At 37.2% G+C, this 25,857-nt stretch carries 21 protein-coding genes and 1 tRNA gene; 14 read left to right on the top strand and 8 right to left on the bottom strand.

The window, feature by feature from the left end; genetic code table 11:
• Window positions 1-16: 16 nt before the first annotated feature.
• Window positions 17-90: transfer RNA gene (locus AC0L7T_RS12805), tRNA-Arg, on the top strand.
• Window positions 91-224: 134 nt separating this feature from the next.
• On the opposite strand, the gene AC0L7T_RS12800 is transcribed toward AC0L7T_RS12805, so the two are convergent.
• Window positions 225-644 (bottom strand): transposase, encoded by a 420-nt coding sequence (locus AC0L7T_RS12800; RefSeq protein ID WP_473343051.1) that lies wholly within the window; start codon window positions 642-644, stop codon window positions 225-227.
• Between the two features lie 582 nt (window positions 645-1,226).
• Here AC0L7T_RS12800 and AC0L7T_RS12795 point away from each other — a divergent pair.
• The 5 genes from AC0L7T_RS12795 (at window position 1,227) to AC0L7T_RS12775 (ending at window position 8,446) form a co-directional block, all read left to right on the top strand.
• Entirely contained in the window at window positions 1,227-3,701 is a 2,475-nt protein-coding gene (locus AC0L7T_RS12795; protein ID WP_473343049.1) for a M56 family metallopeptidase, read from the top strand.
• A 121-nt stretch (window positions 3,702-3,822) separates the two neighbouring features.
• Window positions 3,823-5,034, top strand: coding sequence for a glucuronyl esterase domain-containing protein (locus AC0L7T_RS12790; RefSeq protein WP_473343048.1), 1,212 nt, complete (start codon window positions 3,823-3,825; stop codon window positions 5,032-5,034).
• Window positions 5,024-6,160 carry a mannonate dehydratase gene (locus AC0L7T_RS12785; RefSeq protein WP_473343045.1) on the top strand — a complete coding sequence of 379 codons (1,137 nt, stop codon included), beginning with the start codon at window positions 5,024-5,026 and terminating at the stop codon, window positions 6,158-6,160. The genes AC0L7T_RS12790 and AC0L7T_RS12785 overlap by 11 nt, the downstream gene beginning before the upstream one ends.
• 223 nt (window positions 6,161-6,383) lie before the next feature.
• Window positions 6,384-7,970 carry a neutral/alkaline non-lysosomal ceramidase N-terminal domain-containing protein gene (locus tag AC0L7T_RS12780; RefSeq protein WP_473343043.1) on the top strand — a complete coding sequence of 529 codons (1,587 nt, stop codon included), beginning with the start codon at window positions 6,384-6,386 and terminating at the stop codon, window positions 7,968-7,970.
• A gap of 17 nt (window positions 7,971-7,987) precedes the next feature.
• Complete coding sequence (locus tag AC0L7T_RS12775) at window positions 7,988-8,446, top strand: DUF1801 domain-containing protein (protein WP_473343042.1); 459 nt, start codon at window positions 7,988-7,990, stop codon at window positions 8,444-8,446.
• 50 nt (window positions 8,447-8,496) lie between these two features.
• Here AC0L7T_RS12775 and gap read toward each other — a convergent pair whose 3' ends face one another.
• Window positions 8,497-9,501: a type I glyceraldehyde-3-phosphate dehydrogenase gene (gene gap / locus AC0L7T_RS12770; RefSeq protein ID WP_473343041.1), complete on the bottom strand. Its 1,005-nt coding sequence runs from the start codon at window positions 9,499-9,501 to the stop codon at window positions 8,497-8,499.
• A gap of 272 nt (window positions 9,502-9,773) precedes the next feature.
• Between gap and AC0L7T_RS12765 the strand changes: the two genes are divergently transcribed.
• The 4 genes from AC0L7T_RS12765 (at window position 9,774) to AC0L7T_RS12750 (ending at window position 13,463) form a co-directional block, all read left to right on the top strand.
• The gene (locus tag AC0L7T_RS12765) at window positions 9,774-10,685 is read left to right on the top strand and encodes a bile acid:sodium symporter family protein (RefSeq protein WP_473343040.1); all 912 of its coding nucleotides are present in this window, start codon (window positions 9,774-9,776) and stop codon (window positions 10,683-10,685) included.
• Window positions 10,666-11,691: a 1-acyl-sn-glycerol-3-phosphate acyltransferase gene (locus AC0L7T_RS12760; protein WP_473343039.1), complete on the top strand. Its 1,026-nt coding sequence runs from the start codon at window positions 10,666-10,668 to the stop codon at window positions 11,689-11,691. The genes AC0L7T_RS12765 and AC0L7T_RS12760 overlap by 20 nt, the downstream gene beginning before the upstream one ends.
• Window positions 11,692-11,724: 33 nt before the next feature.
• On the top strand, window positions 11,725-12,609 hold the full coding sequence (locus tag AC0L7T_RS12755) for a pirin family protein (protein ID WP_473343037.1): 885 nt from the start codon (window positions 11,725-11,727) through the stop codon (window positions 12,607-12,609).
• A gap of 212 nt (window positions 12,610-12,821) precedes the next feature.
• Window positions 12,822-13,463 carry a carbonic anhydrase gene (locus tag AC0L7T_RS12750; protein WP_473343035.1) on the top strand — a complete coding sequence of 214 codons (642 nt, stop codon included), beginning with the start codon at window positions 12,822-12,824 and terminating at the stop codon, window positions 13,461-13,463.
• 72 nt (window positions 13,464-13,535) lie between these two features.
• On the opposite strand, the gene AC0L7T_RS12745 is transcribed toward AC0L7T_RS12750, so the two are convergent.
• A complete protein-coding gene (locus AC0L7T_RS12745; protein ID WP_473343034.1) occupies window positions 13,536-13,955 on the bottom strand; it encodes a phosphoribosyltransferase in 420 nt (139 codons plus the stop codon).
• Window positions 13,956-14,481: 526 nt separating this feature from the next.
• On the opposite strand from AC0L7T_RS12745, the gene AC0L7T_RS12740 reads away from it, so the two are divergent.
• From AC0L7T_RS12740 to AC0L7T_RS12730, 3 genes are all read left to right on the top strand, one after another.
• Window positions 14,482-16,002, top strand: coding sequence for a GH3 family acyl-acid amido synthetase (locus AC0L7T_RS12740; RefSeq protein ID WP_473343032.1), 1,521 nt, complete (start codon window positions 14,482-14,484; stop codon window positions 16,000-16,002).
• Window positions 16,003-16,105: 103 nt separating this feature from the next.
• Window positions 16,106-17,341, top strand: a complete 1,236-nt coding sequence (locus AC0L7T_RS12735; RefSeq protein ID WP_473343029.1) for an MFS transporter — start codon at window positions 16,106-16,108, stop codon at window positions 17,339-17,341.
• Window positions 17,342-17,370: 29 nt separating this feature from the next.
• On the top strand, window positions 17,371-18,156 hold the full coding sequence (locus tag AC0L7T_RS12730; protein WP_473343028.1) for a hypothetical protein: 786 nt from the start codon (window positions 17,371-17,373) through the stop codon (window positions 18,154-18,156).
• Between the two features lie 374 nt (window positions 18,157-18,530).
• Here AC0L7T_RS12730 and AC0L7T_RS12725 read toward each other — a convergent pair whose 3' ends face one another.
• On the bottom strand, window positions 18,531-19,586 hold the full coding sequence (locus AC0L7T_RS12725; RefSeq protein ID WP_473343027.1) for a glycoside hydrolase family 113: 1,056 nt from the start codon (window positions 19,584-19,586) through the stop codon (window positions 18,531-18,533).
• Window positions 19,573-21,051: a BCCT family transporter gene (locus tag AC0L7T_RS12720; protein WP_473343026.1), complete on the bottom strand. Its 1,479-nt coding sequence runs from the start codon at window positions 21,049-21,051 to the stop codon at window positions 19,573-19,575. The genes AC0L7T_RS12725 and AC0L7T_RS12720 overlap by 14 nt, the downstream gene beginning before the upstream one ends.
• 1,077 nt (window positions 21,052-22,128) lie before the next feature.
• Here AC0L7T_RS12720 and AC0L7T_RS12715 point away from each other — a divergent pair.
• Window positions 22,129-22,761, top strand: a complete 633-nt coding sequence (locus AC0L7T_RS12715) for a porin family protein (protein WP_473343025.1) — start codon at window positions 22,129-22,131, stop codon at window positions 22,759-22,761.
• A 374-nt stretch (window positions 22,762-23,135) separates the two neighbouring features.
• Here the strand turns inward: AC0L7T_RS12715 and AC0L7T_RS12710 are convergent, their stop codons facing one another.
• From AC0L7T_RS12710 to AC0L7T_RS12700, 3 genes are all read right to left on the bottom strand, one after another.
• A complete protein-coding gene (locus tag AC0L7T_RS12710) occupies window positions 23,136-23,867 on the bottom strand; it encodes a hypothetical protein (protein WP_473343024.1) in 732 nt (243 codons plus the stop codon).
• Between the two features lie 13 nt (window positions 23,868-23,880).
• Window positions 23,881-24,027 (bottom strand): hypothetical protein, encoded by a 147-nt coding sequence (locus AC0L7T_RS12705; protein WP_473343023.1) that lies wholly within the window; start codon window positions 24,025-24,027, stop codon window positions 23,881-23,883.
• A 940-nt stretch (window positions 24,028-24,967) separates the two neighbouring features.
• Window positions 24,968-25,501, bottom strand: a complete 534-nt coding sequence (locus tag AC0L7T_RS12700) for a hypothetical protein (protein ID WP_473343021.1) — start codon at window positions 25,499-25,501, stop codon at window positions 24,968-24,970.
• Between the last annotated feature and the right edge of the window lie 356 nt (window positions 25,502-25,857).

Raw genomic sequence — 25,857 nt, 5'->3', positions numbered from 1 at the left:
CCCCATAGGCCTGCATGCACTCGTAGTTCAACTGGATAGAATATCGGATTTCGGCTCCGAGGGTTGAGGGTTCGAATCCTTCCGAGTGCACAAAAAAGCCCCCTTATGAAAATCATAAGGGGGCTTTTACATTAAAGAATACACTCAGCAGAAAGGTTTAAAAATTGCGTCAGGCCAAACAAAAATTGGCTTCACCTGATGGTATACACCCCCTGTCAAAAGACTTATGATTCTTTGATCCACTTGAATAAAGTTTGGTAAGTAACTCCAGTATCTTTACTGAAATCAGCTTTGGTTTTTCCATCGGCTTCAGCCTTCTTCCAGTTGGCAAGAATATTTGCCTTTTCTTCCGCAGAATAAGTTCTTCTTCCTCTCGTAGCTGTTTTATCAGCTTTAGCATCCACTCCGTAAATAAATTGTATAAGGCCCATTAATTTGGAAGCCTCACTTTTAGAAGTTAAACCTAAATCATTAAGGTCAGCAATTGCTGAATCCTTTAAATTTTTTGTTGTGAAAGGATGTTTACCTTTCTTGTGCGCTTCATCAATAGAATGGAAAATATTTCCATCTGCATCTTCCATATAAACCACAGCGTTGGTTTTAGAAAGATCTGAATACTTGTTTAAAAATTCTTGAATAGACATATAATAATAATTATTTAGATGATAAACTTTCCAAAGTTACATTATAATTTTTAATTGAATTACAAATGCTATACCTGATATTGTATTTTATTTAATTTATTTAATTAAAACGTATTATTATTATAAATTGTTTTAATTAACTTATCAAATAGTCGATAATGAATATTTCAAGACTTCAATCCAATTAAAAGCATTGGGGAATATCCGGAAACGTAAACGGAAAAGATATTGTAATTCATCAAATTGATTCAATTTGTGTTTAACTGAAAGCGAGGCTTCGTTTCAATCTTTGTCCTTTATTAATTTTTTTAAATTATTTAGGAATTTTAAAACTAAATCGATAAGTTTAAATAGGCTTGTTTTCGACTTGTTCAAATTGTTCAGATTTTCACCCAAAAGAATACGTTCAAAAAACGTTGGCCTTGATCAATTATTACAAAATTGTCCATTTAAAAAAGATAAAAACGGACATCATCAAATTTTCAAAGTAGATCACTTTGAAAATATTTAGTACAAATTCTTTTTAGATTTTAAATCTGACAGAAAAATTAACTTATCTGCAATACTATTTAAAAACTGAATATGGCTTCAATTATCAATTTTATTTGGCAGAGTATCATATGCCTTTTGTTCTTTTATGCCTTTTATTGGGTATTTCTAAAGGATGAAAAAACTTTCGTGTTTAATAGGGTTTATTTATTGATCACTCCTATTTTAGCCATTGCATTTTCTCTTATCGAAATTCCTGTTTCTTTTGAAAAACCGAGCATTTCGTTAGAAAACACAGCTTTTCTAAAAGCCTTTGAATCGGATTCCCAAAAAGAGATAATTGGAACCTATGGGCTACCAGAAGTAACCGTAACAGGAAGTAAATTACCAACTTTATGGGTATTTACCGACTATTTATATCTTGGCTACATTATAATAGTGCTGTTTCTATTTGCCAAATTCTATTGGCAGTACCTCCAACTCAAGGAAATTTTACGAAAAGGCTGGTACCAGACAACCTACATCCTGAAAGACAACTATTTTAATGTGCCAAATTTTGGGCTTACACCAGTATTCTCCTACTTTGATAAAATATTCTGGGATGACTCTCTTGTTTTAAGCCAAAAAGAAAAAAAGCAAATTCTGAGTCACGAAATAGAGCACGTCAAACAAAGACACAGCTATGATGTGATTATTTACCAAGTGATGTGTAATGTATTTTGGTTTAACCCTATCATTCACTTAATGCAGAATGAATTAATTGATTTACATGAATTTCAAGCTGATGAAAGGGTAATAAAGGATCATGAACTTAAAGATTCTTATCCGAAACTTGTGGCGAAGATGGCTTTTCAAGGTTTAGATCTTTCTTTGGGGAATTATTTTATTCGCTCCACAACGTTAAAAAGAATTCAGATGATGAAAGCAAATCGAAAAACAAATTGGTTTAAGTTAGCCATGTTAATTCCCTTAACGGTCATGGTTTTTGGTCTGATTTCCATGAAAAGTAACAGTAGTATCATCTCTTTAAATAACTATTCAACCCTTCCAATTTCTTTTCTTAAAAATCAAATAGAAGCTTTCCAAGATTCAATAGCTGTTGGTATCAAATTAAAAAACATTAAAAACCCTACGCACTATGAAAGTATTGGAAAACTTCATCATGAATCACTCAATGTTCAGGTAGGTGAACTGTCCTATGAATTTACTGGTATCAAAAATCAGCAAGAATACAAAAAAGTGCTTAATTTGGTTGAATCATTAAGGCCGAATTCGACACTCAATAAAAAATATGAAAACGCTTACCCCTATTACACTATAGACCATAAACCAGAGCCAAAAATTGGTTGGAAAGCTTGGGAAAATTATTTGACTAGCCAAATACCTGAGGAGCTTATTGACGAAACCTATATAAATGGAGGTAGTGTTGAATTGGAGTTTGTAATAAACCAGGAGGCTAAAGTAGTAAGTGCATCCATCAAGAAAAGCTTAGGCGAGGAAGTGGATCAAATCTTACTAACCGCCCTTACCAATCCTAGCAGTCCTGCATGGCTCCCAGGTAAAGAAGGCAATGAAAATGTAGCTGTAATAGTAAATGCAAAAATTAAATTACAAAAAACCAATGAGCCTACTTTAAATACTCCTACAAACAATCAGGCATCTTCAGTTAGTATTGATCAAAAAAACACCCCCAATAAATTACCTGAAAACTTGGCCATAGAGCTAAGGGATGACCTCAAATCTGGAGCAATTGCCCTTGGTACCCCATTTAAAATGCACATGGCAAAAATGCTATCATTTCCAGAGGGAACCATAAAAGATGGCACGTCAGGGACTGCAATAGCAAAATTAAAAACGAATTCTTCTGGAGAATTGACAGGCATATCCTTTGTACAAAGACTTGATCCGCGTTTTGAAGAGGCAATAATAAATGTTTTAGCGGATGCTCCAAACCTAATACCAATACTTCAAAACAACGAGTACGAGTTGTTATTGCCAATTTCTTTTGTAATAAATGGTTCAAGCATAAACAATATAATCCCAAGTTTAAATGAAGAATATGGTGACGCTATTCGCATCAATGGCTATAGTGTATCTGAAAATCGATTGACAAAAGACCCTTTTAAATCACCAGTAGAAGAAATTCCAGTCCATGTTCTTAAAGCAGGTTTGGTTTCCTTTAATGGTGTCAAAATGCCAATAAATTCAGGTCTGTCGGATATTATCAATTCCTATATCATTTACCATTCCATCAATCCCCAATCGACAATGGTCAAGTTTTCCGCCGGAAAAGGTGTGAAGATGGGTGACGTGCAAAATGTGCAGTCAGCACTAAGAATAGTTGGCATTACTAAAATAACTTTTAACGAAGAAGCGACTCAACATGCGAAACAACTCGAGAACTCTCCCTTGTACATTATAGATGGGATAATACACGTAAATTCTGACAAATTGGATTATCCTAAACCTGATGAGATTGAATCCATTTCCATAGTAAGTTCAGACAAATTGCATTTGTATGGAGAAAAAGCCAAAAACGGCGCAATAATCATCAAAACAAAACAATGAAATTCATTGTCAATTTCGTAAGATAAATTGGCTAAAATACGGTCCTAGCTATACTTAAACCTGCCTTTTGGCAGGTTTTTTTTATATATTGCAATAATAATTATCCTAATCAAAAAATAAAATGACCTACAAATCCTTTTTTTACATATTCTTCCTTTCACTTCTTCCAGGTTTAACTTTTGGTCAAAATAAGGCCAATGAAGACGAGTCAAAAGTCCCTGAATATTCTATTCCTGACATCTTTGTAAACCTCAAAGGACAAGAAATAAATACCATACAGGATTGGATACACCTCAGAAGACCTGAAATTGTAAACCTTTTTGAGGACAATGTCTATGGGAACATGCCCAAAACCTTAGACGCAATAAATTACACCACAGTCAATGAGGACAAAATGGCCATGAATGGAACGGCCACACTCAAAGAGGTAGACATTGAAGTGACCAATAAGACCCAAAAGGTAACCATGAGGTTAATCCTTTTCACACCCAACAAAAGCAGTAGCCCTGCCCCGGTCTTTCTATTAATCAACCATAGGGATCCTGAGAACATTGATCCTACAAGAAAAAGTAAAATGGGCTTCTGGCCAGCAGAGGAAATAATTAAACGTGGGTATGCGGCTGCAACTTTTCATGTTAAAGATGTTTCTGATGATGATAAAGTGACATTTAGTGAGGATATTTTAAGCAAATTGTACCCAGAAGAATTGGCAAAAGAAAATGGGCTGCGCGGCTTAGGAGCTTGGGCATGGGGCGCCATGCGTGCCATGGATTATTTTGAAACGGCACCAGAGATAGATGCTGAAAAAGCAGCTGTAATTGGACACTCAAGAGGTGGAAAAGCATCCCTATGGACTGGCGCTTCTGACCCAAGATGGGCGATCACCATTTCTAATGAGTCAGGATGCGGAGGTGCTGCGATGTCCAGAAGAAAATTTGGAGAGACTGTGAAAGTAATTAACACCGTTTTCCCCTATTGGTTTACAGACAATTTCAGCAAATACAACGACAATGAAGCACTCCTCCCTATAGACCAACACATGCTAATTGCTTCGATTGCCCCTAGAGCAGTCTATGTGGCGAGCGCATCAGAAGACCTATGGGCTGATCCCAAAGGAGAGTACATGTCACTACAATTGGGTACACGTGTACACAGGGAGATCTACAATATGGAAGGAAACTTCCCTGAAGAAATAAATGCACCAGGCAATCCTATACACCTGCCTTATGCAGGACACCATATTCGCGAAGGAAAACACAATTTGACTCCTTACGATTGGAATTTATTCATGGATTTTGCTGACAAACATTACGGCATTAATAGTGAAAATTAAAAGACGAAATTTTCTTCAAAATTCTGCTAAACTTACCGGGCTCACTTTAGCGGGCCCGGTTATCCTTCCCTCTATTTCCAAGGCAGGATCAATGATTAAAAACACCTACGAAAGGGATTTGGGGATGAAGTTGTGCCTGGCTTACTTTTGGGGCATAGAAAAACACAAGACTGCCCTATCACGGCAAATGGATGTGATGGGTGCAGTGAGCCCAGTACATGCTAATTTGGCTGGCCTCCCAGGTGAAAAAGACAATTCAAGGAAAGTAATCAAAGCAATCAAAAATGCCTGGGAAAAAGAAGGTTTAACCCTAAGGGTGATCGAAGGGCCTCCCTATCTTGGCACAAAAACCAAGCTTGGTTTGCCAGGTCGGGATGAGGAAATTGAAAACTTTATCATTTTAATGAAAAATTTGTCGCTGGAGGGAATTGATACCATCTGCTACAATTGGATGCCAGTGATAAGCTGGGCACGTACTTTTTTAGATAAGCCAGGTCGTGGTGGTGCATTGGTAAGTGGATTTAATTCATCGGCCATTCTCCAAAAAGAACCCATTACGGAATATGGGGATTTATCTCCTGAATTAATGTGGGAAAACTTAAACTATTTCCTTCAAGCAGTAGTTCCAGAAGCCGAAAAATATGGCATCAAATTGGCTTTGCATCCGGATGATCCTCCTATTGATAGTATCCGGGGAATACCTCGTATAATTACTTCCGTTCAGACATTTAAGAGAATGTTAGCCCTTTACCCAAGTGAAAACAATGGCATAACATTCTGCCAGGGCAGTTTTGCATCGATGGGTAGCGGTGATCAACAAGTGGACATTCCTGAAGCCATACGGTATTTTGGGAAAAGAAAAGCCATTCATTTTGTCCATTTCAGGGATGTTAGAGGTGACAAAAACAACTTTGAGGAGACTTTCCATGATGAAGGTAAAACAGACATGTTTGCGGCAATGCAAGCCTACCATGAAATAGGTTTTAAAGGCCCTATGCGCCCCGACCATGTCCCTACCATGGCTGGAGACAGCAATGATAAACCAGGTTATAGCACTATAGGGACTCTATTTGCCATTGGTTACATAAGAGGACTAATGGAAGGTGTAGGGAAAAGCCAAAGCTGAAATAAATTTAGATTCGCGTCCCATTCAATTTCCCTATAAGGAAGAACAGGAAAATTTAATGCTGCATATTTCAATTTCCCTTATAATTATACTATTCCTAACCCTTTCAATTGTATCATCTAAATGATATTTTGTGCGTCTAATTACAACTACCATAATCGATATAAGCAATTGAGGTAGTGGTCTTATCTTACCATTTTTAGTAATAAATAAAAACTATTTTATGAATCGCTGGCTAAAGTATTCTCTTCTATTTATAGGTGCCATTATTTTGTTTGCTGTGATTTTCGGAATTTACCAATTTCGAGACAGGCACAAAGGTTATGACCTGGATCTTTCATTGATGAATGAAGGAGAAGGAGAAGGCGATCTCTCCGCAGGTTTTGCTATTGCAGACATTAGCCCTGTGGGATTCGATACCTGGGAGGATGTAAATGGCGATGCCAGGTTCAATGAATCAGATGGCGATTATTATAACGATCTTAATCAAAATGGCAAATTTGACCCTATTTGGGTGGCAGGTTTTCACCAAAATAAGCCCGCATCCGGAATTAATGATCCTTTATGGGCAAGATCCATGGTTCTAAATGACGGTAAAATAAAATTAGGGTTATGCGTTATCGATATGATAGGCTTTGGGAATGATGAAGTCCTTACAGTAAGAAAACGAATTCTCGAACAAACAGACCTTGATCATCTTATCATCGCAAGTACGCATGTGCATTCCTCACCAGATATGATGGGCATGTGGGGACCTGATCCATTTACAAGAGGTGTAGATGAAGGATATAAAAACCTTGTTTTTGACGGGATCGTTTCATCTGTTTTGGCAGCCTACAACAACCAAAAACCTGCTTACTTAAAATTTGCTATCAATGAAAGTGATGCTGCTCCTCTTGTAGGCGACACCAGGGCTCCGGAGGTGTACGATGCTGCTATAAGATTGATGCAAGTAGTAGAAAAAGGTTCCAATAAAACCTTGGGAACAATTATGAACTGGGGCAATCATCCCGAAACGCTATGGTCTCAAAATACGCTGATAAGTTCAGATTTCCCTCATTATTGGCGAGAATACATGGAAAAAGGGATTGTGTACAATGATTCCATTTACCATGAAGGACTAGGCGGTGTTTCCATATTTCTTAATGCCGCTTTAGGAGGCCTTATGACCACCAGGCCAAGTGATGCTTTGCTCCATCCCTATTCTCAAGACACGCTTAAAGAAGCAACCATAGCAAAAATTGACGCTCAGGGAATGGCACTGGCTAAAATAAGCTTTGAAACCATGGAAAAAGGAATGGACACGGTCTATAACAGTAGCCTGGCCTTACGAGCCAAAACTGTGGTTCTACCCATGGCCAATAAACTTTTTAGACTTGCGTCTTTTATTGGGGTTTTTGATCGGGGCTTTATCTCCTGGGGCAATGTTAGGTCTGAAGTGAATGCCTGGAAACTAGGCCCTGCTACATTTGTACATATCCCAGGTGAACTCTATCCTGAAATCCTTAACGGAGGAGTAGAAGCTCCTGAAGGGGCTGATTTTGGTATTGCACCAGTAGAGGTGCCTGCCATCAAAGGTCAAATGCCTGGGAAGTTTAAATTTTTTAGTGGAATGGCCAATGATATGATCGGGTATATCGTCCCCAAAAGCCAATGGGATGAAAAAGCACCTTTCACTTATGGGCGAGAAAAAGCTCCCTACGGGGAAGTCAATTCCCTGGGGCCTGAGACAGCTCCTATATTGCACCGAGAGACATTAAAACTACTTGAAGATCTTTCGAAAACATCTACTTCCTTAGAAAAAAATTAACCATTAAAGGCCTTGAAATGAACAGTAAAGCACAATCGGTGGAAGCCTATCTTGAAGAAATCCCAGAGGAAAGAAAGGATGCTTTTTTTCAACTGAGGGACACGATTCTCTCCCAACTTCCTGAAGGTTTTGAAGAAACCATGAGCTATGGCATGATTGGCTATGTAGTTCCTCATGAGCGGTACCCGGCAGGTTACCATTGTAATCCTAAATTGCCCCTACCCTTTGTGAATATTGCCAATCAAAAGAATTACCTGGCCATCTATCATTTATGCCTCTATGCCAATGATGCGTTAATGAATTGGTTTAAACAAGAATACCCTAAACACAGCACCGCCAAACTGGATATTGGTAAAAGCTGTATTCGATTCAAAAAATTGGACGAAATACCCTTCGCTTTAATTGGCGAACTAATAGCAAAAGTGAGTATGGAAGAGTGGGTAACCACTTATGAAAATAGCATAAAACGAAAATAGGGTTGGAAAATCCCCAACCCTATTAAATAAATTCAAAAGCCTAAGGCTTGTTATTTTTTTGCAATGTATTGCAACAAGTCTACTACTTTGTTAGAGTAACCCCATTCGTTGTCATACCAAGCTACTAATTTCACAAAATTGTCGTTTAACTGAATTCCAGCTCCTGCATCAAATATAGAAGTTCTTGGATCTCCGATGAAATCATTGGAAACAACTGCATCTTCAGTGTAACCCATGATTCCTTTTAGGTCACCTTCAGCAGCTTCCTTCATTTTGGCACAAATCTCTTCGTAAGTAGCACCTTTAGCCAATCTTACAGTAAGATCTACTACAGATACATCAGGAGTTGGTACTCTGAAAGACATACCAGTTAGTTTCCCGTTCAATTCAGGAATTACTTTACCTACAGCTTTAGCAGCACCAGTTGAAGAAGGGATGATGTTTTGTCCAGCTCCTCTTCCGCCTCTCCAGTCCTTCATAGAAGGTCCGTCAACAGTTTTTTGAGTAGCAGTAGTCGCATGTACCGTAGTCATTAGACCTTCTACAATACCCCAGTTGTCATTGACAACCTTCGCTAGAGGAGCAAGGCAGTTAGTAGTACAAGATGCATTGGAAACAAATACCATGTCAGAAGTATAAGTACCTTCGTTTACACCCATTACTATCATAGGCGTGTCGTCTTTTGAAGGAGCTGACATTACTACTTTTTTAGCACCTGCATCAATATGACCTTGCGCTTTTTCTTTAGTCAAAAATAAACCTGTAGATTCTACAATAATTTCTGCACCTACGTCAGACCATTTCAAATCAGCAGGGTTTCTTTCGGCTGTTACTCTGATGGCGTTTCCATTCACAATTAATTGTCCATCTTTCACTTGTACATCACCTTTGAACTGGCCATGGGTAGAGTCATATTTCAACATGTAGGCCATGTAATCAACATCTATTAAATCATTGATACCTACTATTTGAATATCTTCTCTTTCTTGAGCAGCACGGAAAACGAGTCTTCCTATCCTACCGAATCCATTGATACCTACTTTAATTTTTTCCATAATGTTTATTGTCTATTCTATGGTTTAAAAGATTACTTTTTATTGCTGTTCACCGCTTTGGAAATAAAATGAAGTTCTAGTGCTGAACAATTCAAAATTAGCCAAATGGGCTATTTGATCTTTCCTTCCGAAATTTTCAATGGTCAAATTTATAAAAATTAAATTTATCATTGAAATTTTGTTTTTGAATAGTTGTAAAAACTTAACATTTATTCAACAAAACTACCGTTCTGAAAATTTATCTTAATTTTGGCCTTCACATCAATAACTATATGGAAGAATTAGATCAAATGCAGATCAATTTTGGGGAAGATTCTTTATTACTAATGAATGTGTCCTTGGCCGTGATCATGTTTGGAGTTGCACTAGAAATCAAACTTTCTGATTTCAACTATATATGGACAAAACCCAAATCCTTTTTTTTAGGCATTGTCTCCCAATTTCTTTTACTACCATTCTTAACCTTTCTTCTGGTTCTATTAATCAAACCCACTCCCAGTGTTGCCTTGGGAATGTTTTTGGTGGCAGCATGTCCCGGAGGAAACATTTCAAATTTTTTGACCAACTATGCAAAAGGCAACGCTGCACTGTCTGTAAGTCTTACGGCTTTTGCTACTTTAAGTTCTATTTTACTTACCCCATTTAACTTTGCTTTATGGTCTGGAATGTATGCACCTACTGCCCTATTACTAAAAAGTATTAGTCTTGATTATGGGGATGTGTTTGAAACAGTGGCATTAATCTTAGGTATTCCATTAATACTAGGGATTTATATCAATCAAAAAAATCCAAAAATAGCCCATAAAATGGCTTCAATCCTCAAACCCATTAGTGTTGTCATATTTATAAGCATTGTAATTGTTGCCTTCTTTAGCAATTTTGATCTCTTTATTAAGGTCATTGGATGGATTTTTGGGCTGGTTCTAATGCATAATCTTGTTGCTTTAGGTTCAGGATACAGTTTGTCAAAAATTTTCGGACTAAATCTTGAAGACACCAAAACCATTACCATCGAAACAGGCATTCAAAATTCAGGATTGGCACTTGTTTTAATTTTTAATTACTTCGATGGACTAGGAGGCATGTCCATCATTGCAGGATGGTGGGGCATTTGGCACATAGTTTCAGGACTCACAATTGCTACACTATGGAAAAAATACAGCTATGTGGCAAAGATTGTTTAATAACCTTTTAAATCGATTGGTGAAAACTGCCCTGTGGTTTTACTTTTCTGAAATTAATGTGAAAGGAAAGTGGAAGGCCTATAAGGATGACCCAATCATAATTGTAGCCAACCACCAAAACGCTTTATTGGATCCTTTGTTGATTGCAACCTTTATCAATTTAAAACCCCATTTTTTATCAAGAGCCTCCGTATTTAAAAATCCTGTCATTGCTAAAATCCTGACTTTCATTCGAATGGTGCCAGTATATAGAATCAGAGATGGTTTTGGTAGTATTCCTGGAAATAAAACGAGTTTTTCCTTTTGTGAATCTGTATTAAAAAATAATGGAAAAATACTTGTGTTCCCAGAAGGCAACCACAGCCTCAGACGTCAGGTAAGACCCTTAAGCAAAGGGTTTATTAGGATTGTTTCCCTTGCTTTGCAGAATGAGCCGCAAATGGATTTAAAAATACTCCCAATTGGCATTAATTACCAGGCACACCAAAAATCTGGCTCCAAAGTGTTACTGGACATTGGAAAACCCATCTCTGCTAAACAGTATATTGGCCAGGAAAAAACATTGCTTAGAAAGGTAGAAAAGGAGTTACAATCTTTGACCTTACACCTTCCAGAGGGTACTTATAATGAATCCCTTAAATCGCTCCTTCGATCCAATAAGGACCTCACCACCAGTCGATGGGAAGTTGAAACTTCCACTTTATCGGTTCCAGACGAGTCTAAGAAACACCATCCAAGGTGGAAGAATTGGCTATTTAAGGCTTTGCATTTTCCGCTTTGGATTCTGTGGAGATCAATTAAACCAAGGATAAAGGACACCGTATTTTACGGTACGGTCAAGTTTTGCCTGGGTTTAGTGGGAATCCCTATTTATTATCTTTTTATTTTTTGGTTCATTTACTCATTTACTGCTTTAAGCATCGCTTTAATTTGTATCTTTCTAATGCTTTTAGGTTTAAAAATTAACCGAAATTGGTACAACCAAAGCGAAAGAGATTTGATCTAAATTTGTTTGCACAAACTTTAAGTCTTAAATAATATGTCAAACCTATCTTTGATTATTGAGGAAAGGGCAGCATCTATCGGTAAATTTTTGGTAGGAAGGTTATTGCCTTTTGCACAAAAAAGAGCTGTTGGCCCATTTGTTTTCATAGACCATATGGGGCCCGCCAAATTAAATGAAAGTCAAAACCTTGATGTACCTCCTCATCCGCACATCGGCCTTTCCACCCTTACCTATTTATTTGAAGGATCAATTTTGCATAAAGACAGTTTAGGTACCTCTGTAGAGATTAAACCTGGAGCAGTGAACTTGATGACAGCCGGCAAGGGTGTTGTCCACTCCGAAAGAACACCCGATTACCTTAGGAAATCGGACAAAAAGCTACATGGATTGCAAATATGGGTTGCACTTCCAAAAGAGTTGGAGGAAATAGAACCATCATTTGCGCATATTTCTGCTGAAGACCTCCCAGAATGGGAACAAGATGGCGTTAAAATGAAATTAATTGCCGGCAAGGCATTTGGTAAGGAATCACCTGTACCCATATATAGTGAACTGTACTTTTTAGAGATAATGAGCACAAATAAAACAGAATTAATGCTGGGTGATAATTTGTTTGGCGAAAGTGCCCTATATATCTTAAGTGGTGAGATTAGCGCTGAAGGGAACACTTACGGCCCCAAACAACTATTGATAGCGAAGGACAGTAAACTGTGCACATTTACCATAGAGGAAAATGCTACAATTTATCTTTTTGGTGGTGAGCCCTTTCCTGAAGAACGTTTTATTGAATGGAATTTTATTTCTTCTGACAAAGATTTGATCAAGTTGGCCAAATCAAAATGGGCTGAACAAAAATTCCCGAAGGTACCTGGTGAAACAGATTTTGTTCCGCTTCCCCTACCCCGATCAGGCCGATAAAAAGTTTTGTAAATTGACTTGTCAAACCATGGTTTAGGTTGTTTTTTATATGGTATTAGGGTGAAATTATATATTCATAAATTCACAGCCCACAATAGCAATTTGCAGGCAGTAGTTTGCACCCACAAAGATTAAAAGTATATTTGAAGGCTTTGAACCTGGCGTTCAATCATTCACTAAGGTTGTGATGTAAACTAATATAAGGTAACACTATGGAGTACAAGCGACTATTAGAGAATAACAGGGTTTGGGTTCAAAAAAAGTTGGGGCAGGACAAAGACTTTTTTGAAAAGCTTTCCAAAGGTCAAAAACCAAAGCACCTTTTTATTGGCTGTAGTGACAGTAGGGTGACTGCTGAGGAACTTTTGGGAGCTGGTGCAGGAGAAGTTTTTGTACACAGAAACATTGCCAATTTGGTACCAAACAATGACAACAATTCAGCATCAGTTATAGAATATGCCGTAGGTCATTTAGAAGTAAAGCACATTATTGTTTGTGGCCATTACCTATGTGGGGGAATTGCCGCCGCTTTGGAATCAAAAGATCTTGGAATATTGAACCCATGGCTTAGAAACATCCGAGATGTTTACCGTTTACATTTTCAAGAGCTAAATTTAATTGCCGATGAGAGGGAAAGATACAATAGACTTGTTGAGTTGAATGTTCAGGAGCAATGTATAAATGTGGTGAAAATGGCTGTTTGGCAAAAAAGCTTTCTCAAAAATGGTGGCCCAATAATCCACGGAGTTGTTTTTGATATCAAAACAGGAAATTTGATTGACTTAAATATAGATGTCAATCAAATTTTAAAAGAGGTACGAAATATTTATGACTTGGGAACGGAACTGCTTTAAAGTACAGTTGGCCCTATAATGCAGCTCCTAGCTTATTTATTAGGCATCCAATATCTCATTTAATATAACCTTTCATTTTTCTTCAGGAATCCAGGGCAACCTTACCATAGATTTCACTTTGGGGAATAGTACATAGTCTGCTTCACCAAAAAGAACCAGACTGTATACATCATCCGCTTTGACATTCTCTTTAATAAATTGAATCGTATTGCCCGTAATAGAAATATCATCCACAATTAAAATTCGGTGATGACCGAAAAAATCCCATTCCTCGCTGTGTTCAATTTCGGCTATAGAAACAGAAAATTTTCCTTGATTATTTTTCTTACCTACAATTATTAATTTTAATTCAACGCCTAACTGGTGGGCAATCATTGCTGCAGGTGCTTTGGCTCCCTCAGAAATGCCTAAAACCAAATCAATTTCAGGGAAATTAAAACCATGCATCGCATTACTTATGGCGCCAAATGAAATATCTAATGAAGATTTCATAATTAAATTTTAAACAATAATGTTGAGACTAAACCCGAATTTTAAAAAAGCAATGTTATTTTGGGTTACATTCATTTCAAATACTGTCATTATCTAAAAAACTCTATTTAGATTAAAGTCCACATTCAAATAAAAAACAATTCTTTGAAACCAGTAACAATTAAAATTATTTGAATTTATCACTTAAAAAGACAAAAGGGATTGGGTAAAAATTTAAAATAAATTACCGCTTTAATCCAATCCAATTTTAGAATAAATCCATATCCAAACTAAACTATTTTAATCTGAAACAAAAGTTAAACCCGCTGTTTGAAGGTTTAAAAAGTTGGTTTTACAATGACTTTAAAGTCCCTGAAACCAATAAAAACGATGTTATAATCAATCATTATTGACTATTACATTCTGTAAACTTAAATAAACTTTTTTTAAAAGACTAAATTGCAACAACTTAAACTTTTATTTTTTAATGGTCTGATAATTGCTTCAGATTAAAAAAATAAATCGACCACAAATAATAGCATTGCTTATGCCCGTAATTGGTGAATTAATAAAGAAAGCCATTGAACTTGGCGGTAAATTAAATTCTGAAAACAGCCCTGAAAAAGACCAAGCAAAAGTATTGAATCACCTTTTAGAAACGGCGAAAGACACCGCTTTCGGAAAGTATTATGGATTTAAAAATATTTTAAATTCAAAGAATACAACTAAAGCTTTCCAAGAAAAAGTCCCCTACCATGACTATGATAAAATCTATAGTGAATGGTGGAAAAAAATAAGAGAAGGGCATGAAGACATCACATGGCCTGGCATCAATAAATACTTTGCGGTAAGTTCAGGGACCACTAGCAATAGCAAGTACATCCCTGTAACTGAAGAGATGATAGATGCTATAAGAAAAACGGGAATCCAACAGGTAGTAAGTTTATCTAAATATGATCTACCTCCTGACTTTTTTGAGCGACAAATCATGATGTTGGGAAGCTCCACGGCACTTAAGGAGAAAAATGGTTTTTTACAAGGCGAAATAAGTGGTATCAGCGCCAATCAAATCCCCTTCTGGTTTCAAAGCTTCTATAAACCAGGGCCCGAAATATCAGCCATTGAAGACTGGGATGAAAGAATCGAAGAAATTGCAAAAAATGCCAAAGATTGGGACATTGGAAGTATTTCTGGTATTCCATCATGGATAGAATTGATGATGAAAAGAGTGATTTCCTATCATGGAGCCTCCTCTATTCATGATATCTGGCCAAATTTATCCGTTTATACTCCTGGTGGTGTAGCCTTTGAGCCTCACAGAAAAAGCTTTGAGAAAAATCTTGCCCACCCATTGATCTATATAGATACCTACCTTGCTTCGGAAGGTTTTCTGGCTTTTCAGAACCGTCCCGATACAGATGCAATGGCTTTGGTTTTAGACAATGGTGTGTACTTTGAATTTGTGCCTTTTGAGCCTGAAAACATAGATGAAAATGGGGCTGTGAAAGCCGATGCCAAAGCATTGGGGATTGCTGAAGTAGAAGAAAACAGAGATTACATATTGATGATATCTACAGTTTCTGGTACCTGGCGGTACATGATTGGAGATACGATAGCATTTACCAATAAGGAGCGTGCAGAAATACGCATAACAGGGAGAACCAAGTTTTTTCTCAATGTAGTAGGAAGCCAATTGGGCGTTCACCAAATGGACAAGGCAATTGAAGCCTTACAGGAAAAATTCAACCTGACCATTCCTGAATATACCGTGGCGGCTATTGAAGAAAATGACGAATACCTTCACCGTTGGTACTTGGGTAAAGACTCAGGAAATGCCGATGCAGCTGCTGTTAAAGATTTTCTGGATGCTTTCCTTAGAGAGAACAATAAGAATTACAATGTAGCCAGAAACAAAGCTTTAAAAAGCATTGATGTGAAAATTGTGCCTGTTTCTACTTTCATTGCCTACAATGAAAAGCAGAAAAAGAAGGGTGGGCAAGTCAAATTTCCACGAGTCATGAAAGCGGAACCTTTTGGGAAATGGGAGGATTTCGTAAAAAGCATTTAACAATATTGCTATGGATGAAACCAAACAAGCCTTTTTTTGATTGTAAAAGATCAAGGACAGAACTTGCCTTGTTTGCAGAATACTAATTTTTTCATCCCTAGCAATGTTAATTTTCAAATCTCTGTCTTCATCAAATTACCGGTATTTCTTTACCGGACAGGCATTTTCTAACCTGGGAAATATGATGAAGCAGGTGGTAGTTGGCTGGTTGGTGTATAGCCTTACCGGCTCTGCCCTACTTTTGGGGGTCGTGTCTTTTTCAAGGGAGATTTCAGCTTTCCTTGTATCAATCTTTGCAGGGGTTTTTGCGGACAAATATAACAAGCACAAATTATTGATGGTCTGCCAAACGGTTATTGCCATCAATGCCACTGCTTTGGCGATTTTCACCATTTCAGGCAATATAAATTTCAACCTAATACTCAGCTTAGAAATTATTTTTGGGCTGGTGAGTGGGTTAGAAATGCCTTCAAGGCATGCTTTTGTAAACGATTTAGTAGAAGACAAGGCCTACCTGACCAATGCCATTGCCTTGAACTCTTCACTTTTCAATACCGCTCGAATCGTAGGCCCCGCCATTGCCGGTATTCTAATACCAATAATAGGTGAAGGTTATTGTTTGCTCCTTTACGCAATTGCAAGTTTTAGTGTGGTTGTGTTTTTTGCTTTTATCAAGTACCGGCCTGCGGCAAAAGATTCCCCAAAACAAAATTTCAAAAATGCTTTTGCAGAAGGAGCAAGGTTTGCATTTAAAACAAAACACCTGCGTTTTATAATGTTGTTTGTTGCTGCCATCACCTTAATTGGCATGTCCTATATGGTCATTCTACCCGTCTATGCTGCAGAGATATTTGATGGTGATGCGGTGATTTTCGGGTACATGACAAGTGCTGTTGGACTGGGTTCTTTGGTAGGTGCATTTTTTGTTGGAACAAAAAATAACATTTTAGGATTGGATAAGTTAATACTTATAGGCACCATAATATTTGGTTTGGGACTGGCAGTGTTTTCCTTCAGTTCAATATTATGGCTCTCATTACTAGCACTTTTAGCTACAGGTCTGGGAAGGGTAATCATATTTACCGGGTCCAATACATTGATTCAATCCATTTCACCTGAGGAGAAAAGGGGAAGGGTCTTAAGCTTTTATATTATGCTGTTTATGGGTTCACTTTCCTTGGGCAGCTTTGTAATTGGATTTGTAACTGACTGGATCGGTGCTCCATTTACACTGGCATTTGGAAGTTTAGGCGTGCTCCTTTTAGCTGCTTATTATGCCAAGAGCCTTCCTTTGTTTAGAAAAAGAACCTATAGGGCTATCAAAAAATCTGAACTATAATAAACCTTACAACATAACCCAAGAACAAAATGAAACCACTACCTCTTCTATTAACCAATACCCTCACTTTTATTTTTACTTTATTCATCAATTACCTGGGAGGCTCCGGAGATTATTTTGGTAATTCAGTAGGTGACATCAGCGACGATTTCACCACCTTGATTACACCGGCAGGGTACGCTTTCTCCATTTGGGGCTTGATCTATTTGGCTTTGATTGCTTACTTGATTTACCAATGGATTGGTTATTTTAAAAATCAAAACGACCTATCATTATCCCCTTCAGGTATTTGGTTTATCGTAGCCAATTTGAGCAATGCCCTTTGGATATACGTTTGGGTCAATGAACAAATACTCCTGTCTGTATTGGTGATTCTAGTATTACTCTTCTCATTGATCCAATTGGTGATTAGACTAAGATTGGAAACCTATGATGCACCTTTGAAAACCATCTTTTTTGTCTGGTGGCCCATTTGCCTTTATATTGGTTGGGTCATTTTGGCTACGGTTTTGACCCTTTCTGTAGGAGTTAAAAATACAGGGATATTGGATGGCATTTGGACAGAAACGGCTTGGGCATCTTTGGTTCTTATCGTGGCCACTTCTATCTATGCACTACTAACCTATTATAGGAATATGCGGGAAGCTGCATTGGTAGGTGCTTGGGGCATAACAGCAATTGCTGTCAAGCAATGGGAATTAAATGATACGCTCAGTATTGTAGCGGTTGTAATGGTAGGTGTATTGGTTGTTATCGTTTCCATCCATGGCTTCATCAATCGAAAAACCTCTATTCCTGCAAAAATGGCTGACTGATTATTAAAGAGATAATTTATATACATTATAGCCTATTGTAGAAAGAAAATTTATAGTATTAACCTGAGTTCGAATAGGAATTAGTGTTAATAACCGGGTTCTAATCAGTTCCGAAGCAAACCATCTTGTAATCAACCCAAATCTCATTATCAGTGACACCCCTTAATCAAAGAGGCAGAGCCTGTCCCGGCCAAAGTCGGGAGGGATTTTAACGGGAATAGCAAAAACTATTTCGAAGTTAATATTATTTACGGTTGCGAAAAAATCCACCTTTCCCCCTTTAAGAAAGGGGGACTTACCTAATCTGCTTTTTCTGTGTCTATTCTAGAGAGAAAATTGCTTGACTAAATAAACCTAATTTTACCAATAAGTATTTATATCGAACTTAGGTCATCAAGAAAATACTTTTTCATTATTTTCTCGGCCATCTTATTTTGAGGGGTAAAGTCAGGCTCCCGTCCTGAAGGTTCAGGATACCATTTCCAAAAATACACCCCTTGCATCCAAGGCTTCTCCCATACAGCTTCAAAAAAGGCTTCATAACACAAGGCTTGAACCTCTTCCGAAAGGTTGGAAGCATGCCTTTCATTGGGCCATACCCAAGGCGATTGTGCAGCATCTTCGGTATTGCAGTAGCCTATTTCAGTAAATAAAACAGGCTTTTGGTAGGTCCTGTTTGTTTTTTCAATTTCTGGAATCACCTTTTCCCAACCAGCAATCAATTGGGCTAAATCAGGAACTTTATCGTCTTTTACCAATGGAAAATAGGCCTGAATACCAATATAATCCAAAGCATCCCAAAAATTAACCTTTTGGTATTCTGTGAAATTGGCAGCATAGGTAAGCTTTCCATTGTATACTTCTCTGACGGCCTTAATAATATCCCGCCATTCCTTCTCTTTATGACTGGCTTTTTCGAATTCTGTTCCTATACATAATATGGGTATACCTTGTCTTTCAGCAATCCGTGCATAGTAAAGAATAAAGCCTTTGTAATTTTCAAACCACAAGTCCCAATCTTTTTCATTGGTCATGGCTATTTCTCCAGGCCAGGATCCTCGTACCCAAATATGGGGTTTTAAAATATTAACAAGGCCCAGAGCATTCGCAGTATCAGAAGTCGATATTAACCCATTGCTACTTTCTCCCCACCATGATTTATCGCGGTGTTTTTCCCAGCTTAAATCTGGTTCAGCAATCGATTTTTGCCAGCCAAAAGGCGTTTGGGAAAGGTGACTAATGCCTAGATTTCTCAAGGAAAGTAATTCCCCTCCTTTGAGTGGCATCCTACTTCCCACCCAACAAACTCCCTTGTGTTTCACCCCTTCAAAACTGGCCAATTTTTTATTGCTTTCACATGACAGGCATAGAAAAATCCCTAAAAGGAGACTTAGGGTTAAATACCAATTTTTCAGATTAAATTGCATCATGCTTATTTCTTTTTATCAAGATAAATATAAAACTACCAATCATCAAAAGATAAACCCAACTAAAAGGCAACGCAATCAAAATAAGCAGTTGACTAACAGCCTGTAACAGTTCTTCTTTTCCTATAAATAGGGTTGCAATTGTAAATAAGGACAATATCAAACCCCAACCCAATAAATGTTGTTTATCCGGCTCCATATTCCCTCTGTCTGCAAACATGCCTAGAACATAAATGGCAGAATCCAATGAGGTAATCAGGAAGGTAAAAACCAAGATAAAAGCCAATATTTTCATAACAGCAGTAAATGAAAAGCTGTCAAAGAAAACAAAGATGGATCCATACAAAGAATCGTATTGACCGCTGTAGTTTTCAGGGTTTCCTATCAATTCAAAGACCGAGGTTCCAAACACTGTGAACCAGAGAAATGTACCTAGTGAGGGCACCAAAATGACCCCAAATATAAAAGCCCTAAATGTTCTACCCTTTGAAATACGTGCAATAAACACCCCTGTAAATGGTGCCCAGGAAAGCCAGAAGGCCCAATAAAAAAAGGTCCAATCCATTAAGAATTCCTGGGAAACACTTTTGCTTCCATAATTGATACTCATGGGCAAAAAATCATACGCATAGGCAGCTATAGAAGATAAAAAATTACCCATAATTCCTACAATATCACCTGAAAACAAGGTGGCCAATAGTAGGAAGATTGCCACACTTATATTAAAGCGGGATAAATTTTGAATTCCTTTACTCAGCCCTGAAAATGCGGAAATCGTAGCCAATCCGCCAAGCAGTAGTACTACCAAGGCATTGTTGAAATAGCTGATTTCTACCTCTACAAATAGCTTTTGAAAACCCACCAGTAATTGCCTACTGCCTAATCCTACAGCGCCTACCACACCAAATAAGGTACTGATAATGGTAATTACATCTACAATTACAATCAATAAAGGCCTATTGTATCTACCTACCAGAAGCGAGGAACTTAACATGGCTCTCCCCTTTCCATAAACCAAGTAGCCAATCATCAAGCCAAATAGCCCATAAAATGCCCAAGGTGTCAAGCCCCAATGAAAAAACGTGTATTCCAAAGCGAAAACCTCTCCTGATAAGTCTGTTGATCTAGGTGGATTGATGAAATAATAGACAGGTTCCTGTACGGCCCTTAGCATTAGCCCCGCGCCCATGCCTGTACTATAAAGCATGGCTACCCAGGAAAACCAATTGTAAGCAACGGGACCTTCACCCAATTTAATTTTTCCCCAGGGAGAAATGGCGATTCCTATCAATAGCAACACCATAAATAGACCTAAGACCAAATAATAATTCCCAAATAAGCTTAAAGTAGATGCGGAAGCAATTGCCAATTGTTCCCTGATCCCCACAGGGAAGCTAAAGGCCAAAACCAAAAAGAACAGGCAAATGGACAATGCGATTATAAAGGTCGGCTGGCGGTAAAAGGTCACGATAGTAGGTTTATATTTTTTTCAATTTAACCATAAATAAAGCGTTTATCCAAAAAATAATTTATGTTCAATTTTACCTTCCTAAGCACCGAATTTCCTTCCATCACTCAGGCTAACAAAAGGTAGGTGGTAGGAAGCATCCGGGAGGAAAAAAGGCAGGGGCGAAATATATTCGTCGATCCATACGCCAGCTCAGGAAAATATCAAGTCCTTACTCCGCATAACCCCCGGCTTTAGCAAAAATGGTGAAAAGGTAAGGCCATAGAAGCCATTTTGAGTTGGCTAAAGCCAAGAATGCCGAAAAAGCACCAGTTGACTACAGCTAAAGCAGTAGGCAATTGATCAAAAATCTATAGCTGCTAAATACACTTGGTCGGCCATGTATTTTTTGTTCACGAAATTTTGAAATAGGGCCATTTAAATAGTCTGATAAACGGATCGCTAAAAGGAAACATTTTCCTAAAAATAGTAAGATTGGGGGTTTTAGGTAAACCAAAGGCAATAATTGTTGAACCCGAAATATGCAATAGACATTCTATTACGTGCTGAAATCGCTTTAAAATCAGCCACTTCGTTGCTGTTTTCAATTTCACCATAGCGGTGCTAAGCTAAAATCTCCAAACAGCCTGATTTTCTTGCGATTGCAACACTCATCGCAAATTCTATTACATAATCCGGGTTGAAATTTTTACTAAGAAAGCGAGGGAAATTTATCAGAATGGAAGGAAAGGCAACAAAGTATTATTGATGGTTCAAGAGAATTCCTCAACCTTTCAGGTACACCGCAAGTTAATCTAACTTGTGATATCGGAGTCATATTTGTTAAGGCAAAACGATTAAACTAATCTATATTTTTTTTGACTAATTTTTTATTAAATAAAATATTTTGATTGCGTATTTAATTTAAACATGATAATTTTAAATAGCAGATTTACTCCGAGGGGTTTATTATCGTCATACCATACCAGATAATAAATCAAAGCTTGCTATTCAAAAAGCAAAAATCATTTTAGAATAAATAATCGTTATTAAAACGAACAAAAAAATACTGCCCTTTCATCATTAATTAACCTGATTATGAGATACACAAATAAGGTTGTTGCCTTTATTGCCGTTGTACTTTTTTTGAGTGCTTCCTGGGACGGGTACGGACAGAGCGGTATCCGGGTAGGAATTACTGGCGGGGTTAACGCTGGTCAGCTTAAAAACAGTATTAACCTGACTGATAGGATATGGAAGTACAATGCAGGGCTTGCATTTGCAAAACCGCTTTCAGGAAATTTTTCCTTGGCAAGCGAACTGGTCTACAGCAAACAGGGTAGCAGTATAGACGGGTCCCAATCGAACAAATTACTTACCCATTTTGACTACATCGCGCTTCCTGTCCTGGTTCGTTTCAGTCCAGTTGGGAAAAATGTTTTCCTCCAGGCAGGTGGCAAGTTTGGCTATCTGCTAAAAGGTGAAAGGTTAAATACCAACAATAGTTCTCCAAATGACATACCGCATCTCCGCCATTGGGACGCCGGAGCATTAGCGGGTCTGGGCTATCGGCTGGGAAGCCATATTGTATTAGATGTCCGTTATTATCATGGATTGGCACCTTTGATTAAAGATCATTGGATATTGGATGGTGATTTAAATCCAATTTTATATGGGGCCGACCGGTTGGTTCACCGGGTTTGGTCGATGAATCTGACCTATTATCTCTGAGCAGAAAATATTCCGCCCCGACAGGGCTCAAAACAATTCGGGATTTATGTAAAATGGATGCCACCCTTTCCTCAGGATTTAAATATTTACCTATTGCCACAGGGCCGACACCCTGTGCTAAGTTACTATGCCCTTTCAGGGCTAAAATGAAAAAATACTAGGATTATAAGTTCATTTTCAACTAAAAATTCAAGGAGGTAAAGCACAAACTCCTACAAATCTAAAGGAAAGGGACAAATACAATAGCACAGGGTGAAGCCCTGTGTAGAAAACCAGTATTGCAACCTAAGCCCTGCAGGGGCGAAATATTTGAGCAATTCGGGATTTTTGTAATTTGAACTGTATAGGAGCTGAGGGATGTTATACCAGTAAGATCAAGATTGATGGGGATTTTTAATCCACCAATATTTAAAATTGTCAGTGCCAATTGCCTTTTCAAGCTCATTAACCAACCAATATAATTCCATAATTATAGAAAAATGAATTGGCTCATCATCAGAAACTCTAAACTGAGAAAACTCGGTGCTTAAGATAGTCGAACCATATAAAAAAATAAATATTTTAACAAAATCAATCAAATCTAAAAAGTCTTCCCAGAAATTATTTAAGTGATTAAAATCTACACCACCTTCATTGTGAGCAATGAATTTATCTCGAAAAAACTTTAGGTTTTCTATTTTTTTGGCAAAAGGCGATTTAGAAAGAATCTCTAAAAAAAAATTAGACAAATCATTCGGAAGCTTAAAATCCTGAGGGATTGATTTTATGTTAAAACGGTCTTTTAATATAGTAAATTCGCTAAAATCTTTAGATAAAAACGGAAAATATTGAGTGCTAACCATCTCATTACTCAAAAAGCTGAAAATACTTCTTACCGGATATTTATAGTTGTGAACATCATATATTTTTGCAAGGCTTAAAACAGCTAAATCAAAAGATGATGATTGCAATTGGCCAAACATGCTATCGATATTTTTATTAGAAACTTTTTTAAGGTCCAAATAATTTTCTCCCACAGTTCTCCAAATAAAATAATGCCTTGTAGCAAACATTAGATCATTGACAATACCTTCTTGAAAGAAATTGAGCATTTCCTCTTTATTCATAATTTGCTTTTTTTCACCCATCACCCCCTTCCACAATCTTAATCTCCTCTTCTGTTAATCCATACAATTGATACACCAGCTGATCGATTTCTCGGTCAATGCGGTTGATTTCTGTTTGAAGTTCTTGGGCTTTGTCCTTTTGTTCGTTAAAATAAATCATCCATTCGGCTTCTTCCGATAGACTTAATTTGACCTTGGCTTTTTTTAGTTCTACTAAAAACCCTTTAAAATCAAAGGTTGACCAGTTTTTGAGTTTGGTGGAAGGTTCAAATAAAATCTAGATATGTGGAAGTTTAATTTTGATATGAAATACTGATAATAAACATTTCAATTTCATTTATTCAGTTCTTTGAGATGATTGGATATGGAATCGTTAATTTTATTCAGTAAATCAGAGGGTTTAAATTTTAATGTCTTTAGTAATGATAGACTTCTTTCAAATGCAATAAAAGTGACAAAAGATTGTAAAATAGCTTTGTTATTATCTATATCTTGGTCACTTACCTCTAATTGGAAAGATGAAATATTATTATATATTAAGACTAAAAAATAAACCACATAAATAATAAATCGAATGTTGTTTTCTGAAAGGAGGTAATCGGAATTCTCTTTAGCTTTAAGTATGGTATCTGAACTGTCCGAAATACTCGGAGACAAATAATTAATTAGACTTCTTATTTGAAAATTAAATAAAACAGCAGTGAACACAATGAATGTCCAATTTAAATATATGACTAATGTAGAAGATTGTATGAGATTAAAATATTGTAATAAATAAAATAAAAAATATGAAACACTGATAATTAATAAAAAATAAATTACAACATTATAGATTAATTCTAGAAAGGGCCTAATTAGAAGTCCTAAAACAAGCATTATCCCAGCAGGAAACGAAATAATATTTATAATTTTATTGAAAATATTATTTTTTAACACTTTACCTAGCAATGTCAAACTTACAACAATAACTATATATAGTACAAAATATTTTATAAATCCAAATTTAGGATCAAATCGATTAATTAAATAGACGAGCAGAAAAAACAGAGATCCTACACCTAAGAAAATTAAAACAGCCCTTATTTCTTTTATATAATTGTTCACCCATCACCCCCTTCCACAATCTTAATCTCCTCATCCGTTAATCCATACAATTCATACACCAACTGATCGATTTCCTGGTCAATGCGGGTGATTTCATTTTGTAGCTCCCGGGCTCTAGCTTTTTGTTCGTTGAAATAGACCTTCCAATCGGCTTCTTCCGCAAGGCTTAATTTGACCTTGGCTTTCTTTAACTCTCCTAAAAACCATTTAAAACCTAAGGTAGACCAGTTTTTTAGTTTGGTGGAAGGTTTGGATATGGAGAATGTGGATTGGACGTGGTTAAAAAATGAAGCAATTACCTTTTGATTGGAATCCGTTGCTTCAATAATTAGATCAGCCAACCCGAGAATATTGACAAAAAATTCTCGAAGAAAACCTTCCTGAAACTGTTCCTCTTTGGCCGCCCTGATATTGGCATGGATTAGTGGATTGTGAAAATACTTTCGATACGCTTCAAAGGCTACCTGCATGGCTGCATAGTCCTGTGAAGCGATGTATTTATTGCGTACGGAATTTTGAAATAGCACCATTAAAAACTATAAGTGAAAAACAAGTTGTAAAAACATGAGTCTGTTAAAAAGCTACACATTAAATCCGACGTTTGTCATACAAAACCCTTCCAGGCTTTGGTAATTGTAGCTATTTCGGGTCTAAAAGATTTCATTCTTAAAAATAGAAAGAATGAGCTATTAAGTTTAACTAAAACTAAAAATTATTGAGATTTTTTATGAGAGAGCCAAATTAATGGGAGCAGTTAGCTAATCTGTTCCTATTTTAGGTCTAAGTTACACGTTGCTAAAATTGGACCAGATCGGGAGCCGTGGGTGACTGAGCGGAGCCGTTTGGGTGGCTGAGCGGAGCCGAAGTCAGCGGAGCCGAAGCCAAA

The organism is Cyclobacterium sp. 10D3-21 (genome assembly GCF_055809755.1).
This window is presented reverse-complemented; position numbering and strand designations above follow the sequence as displayed.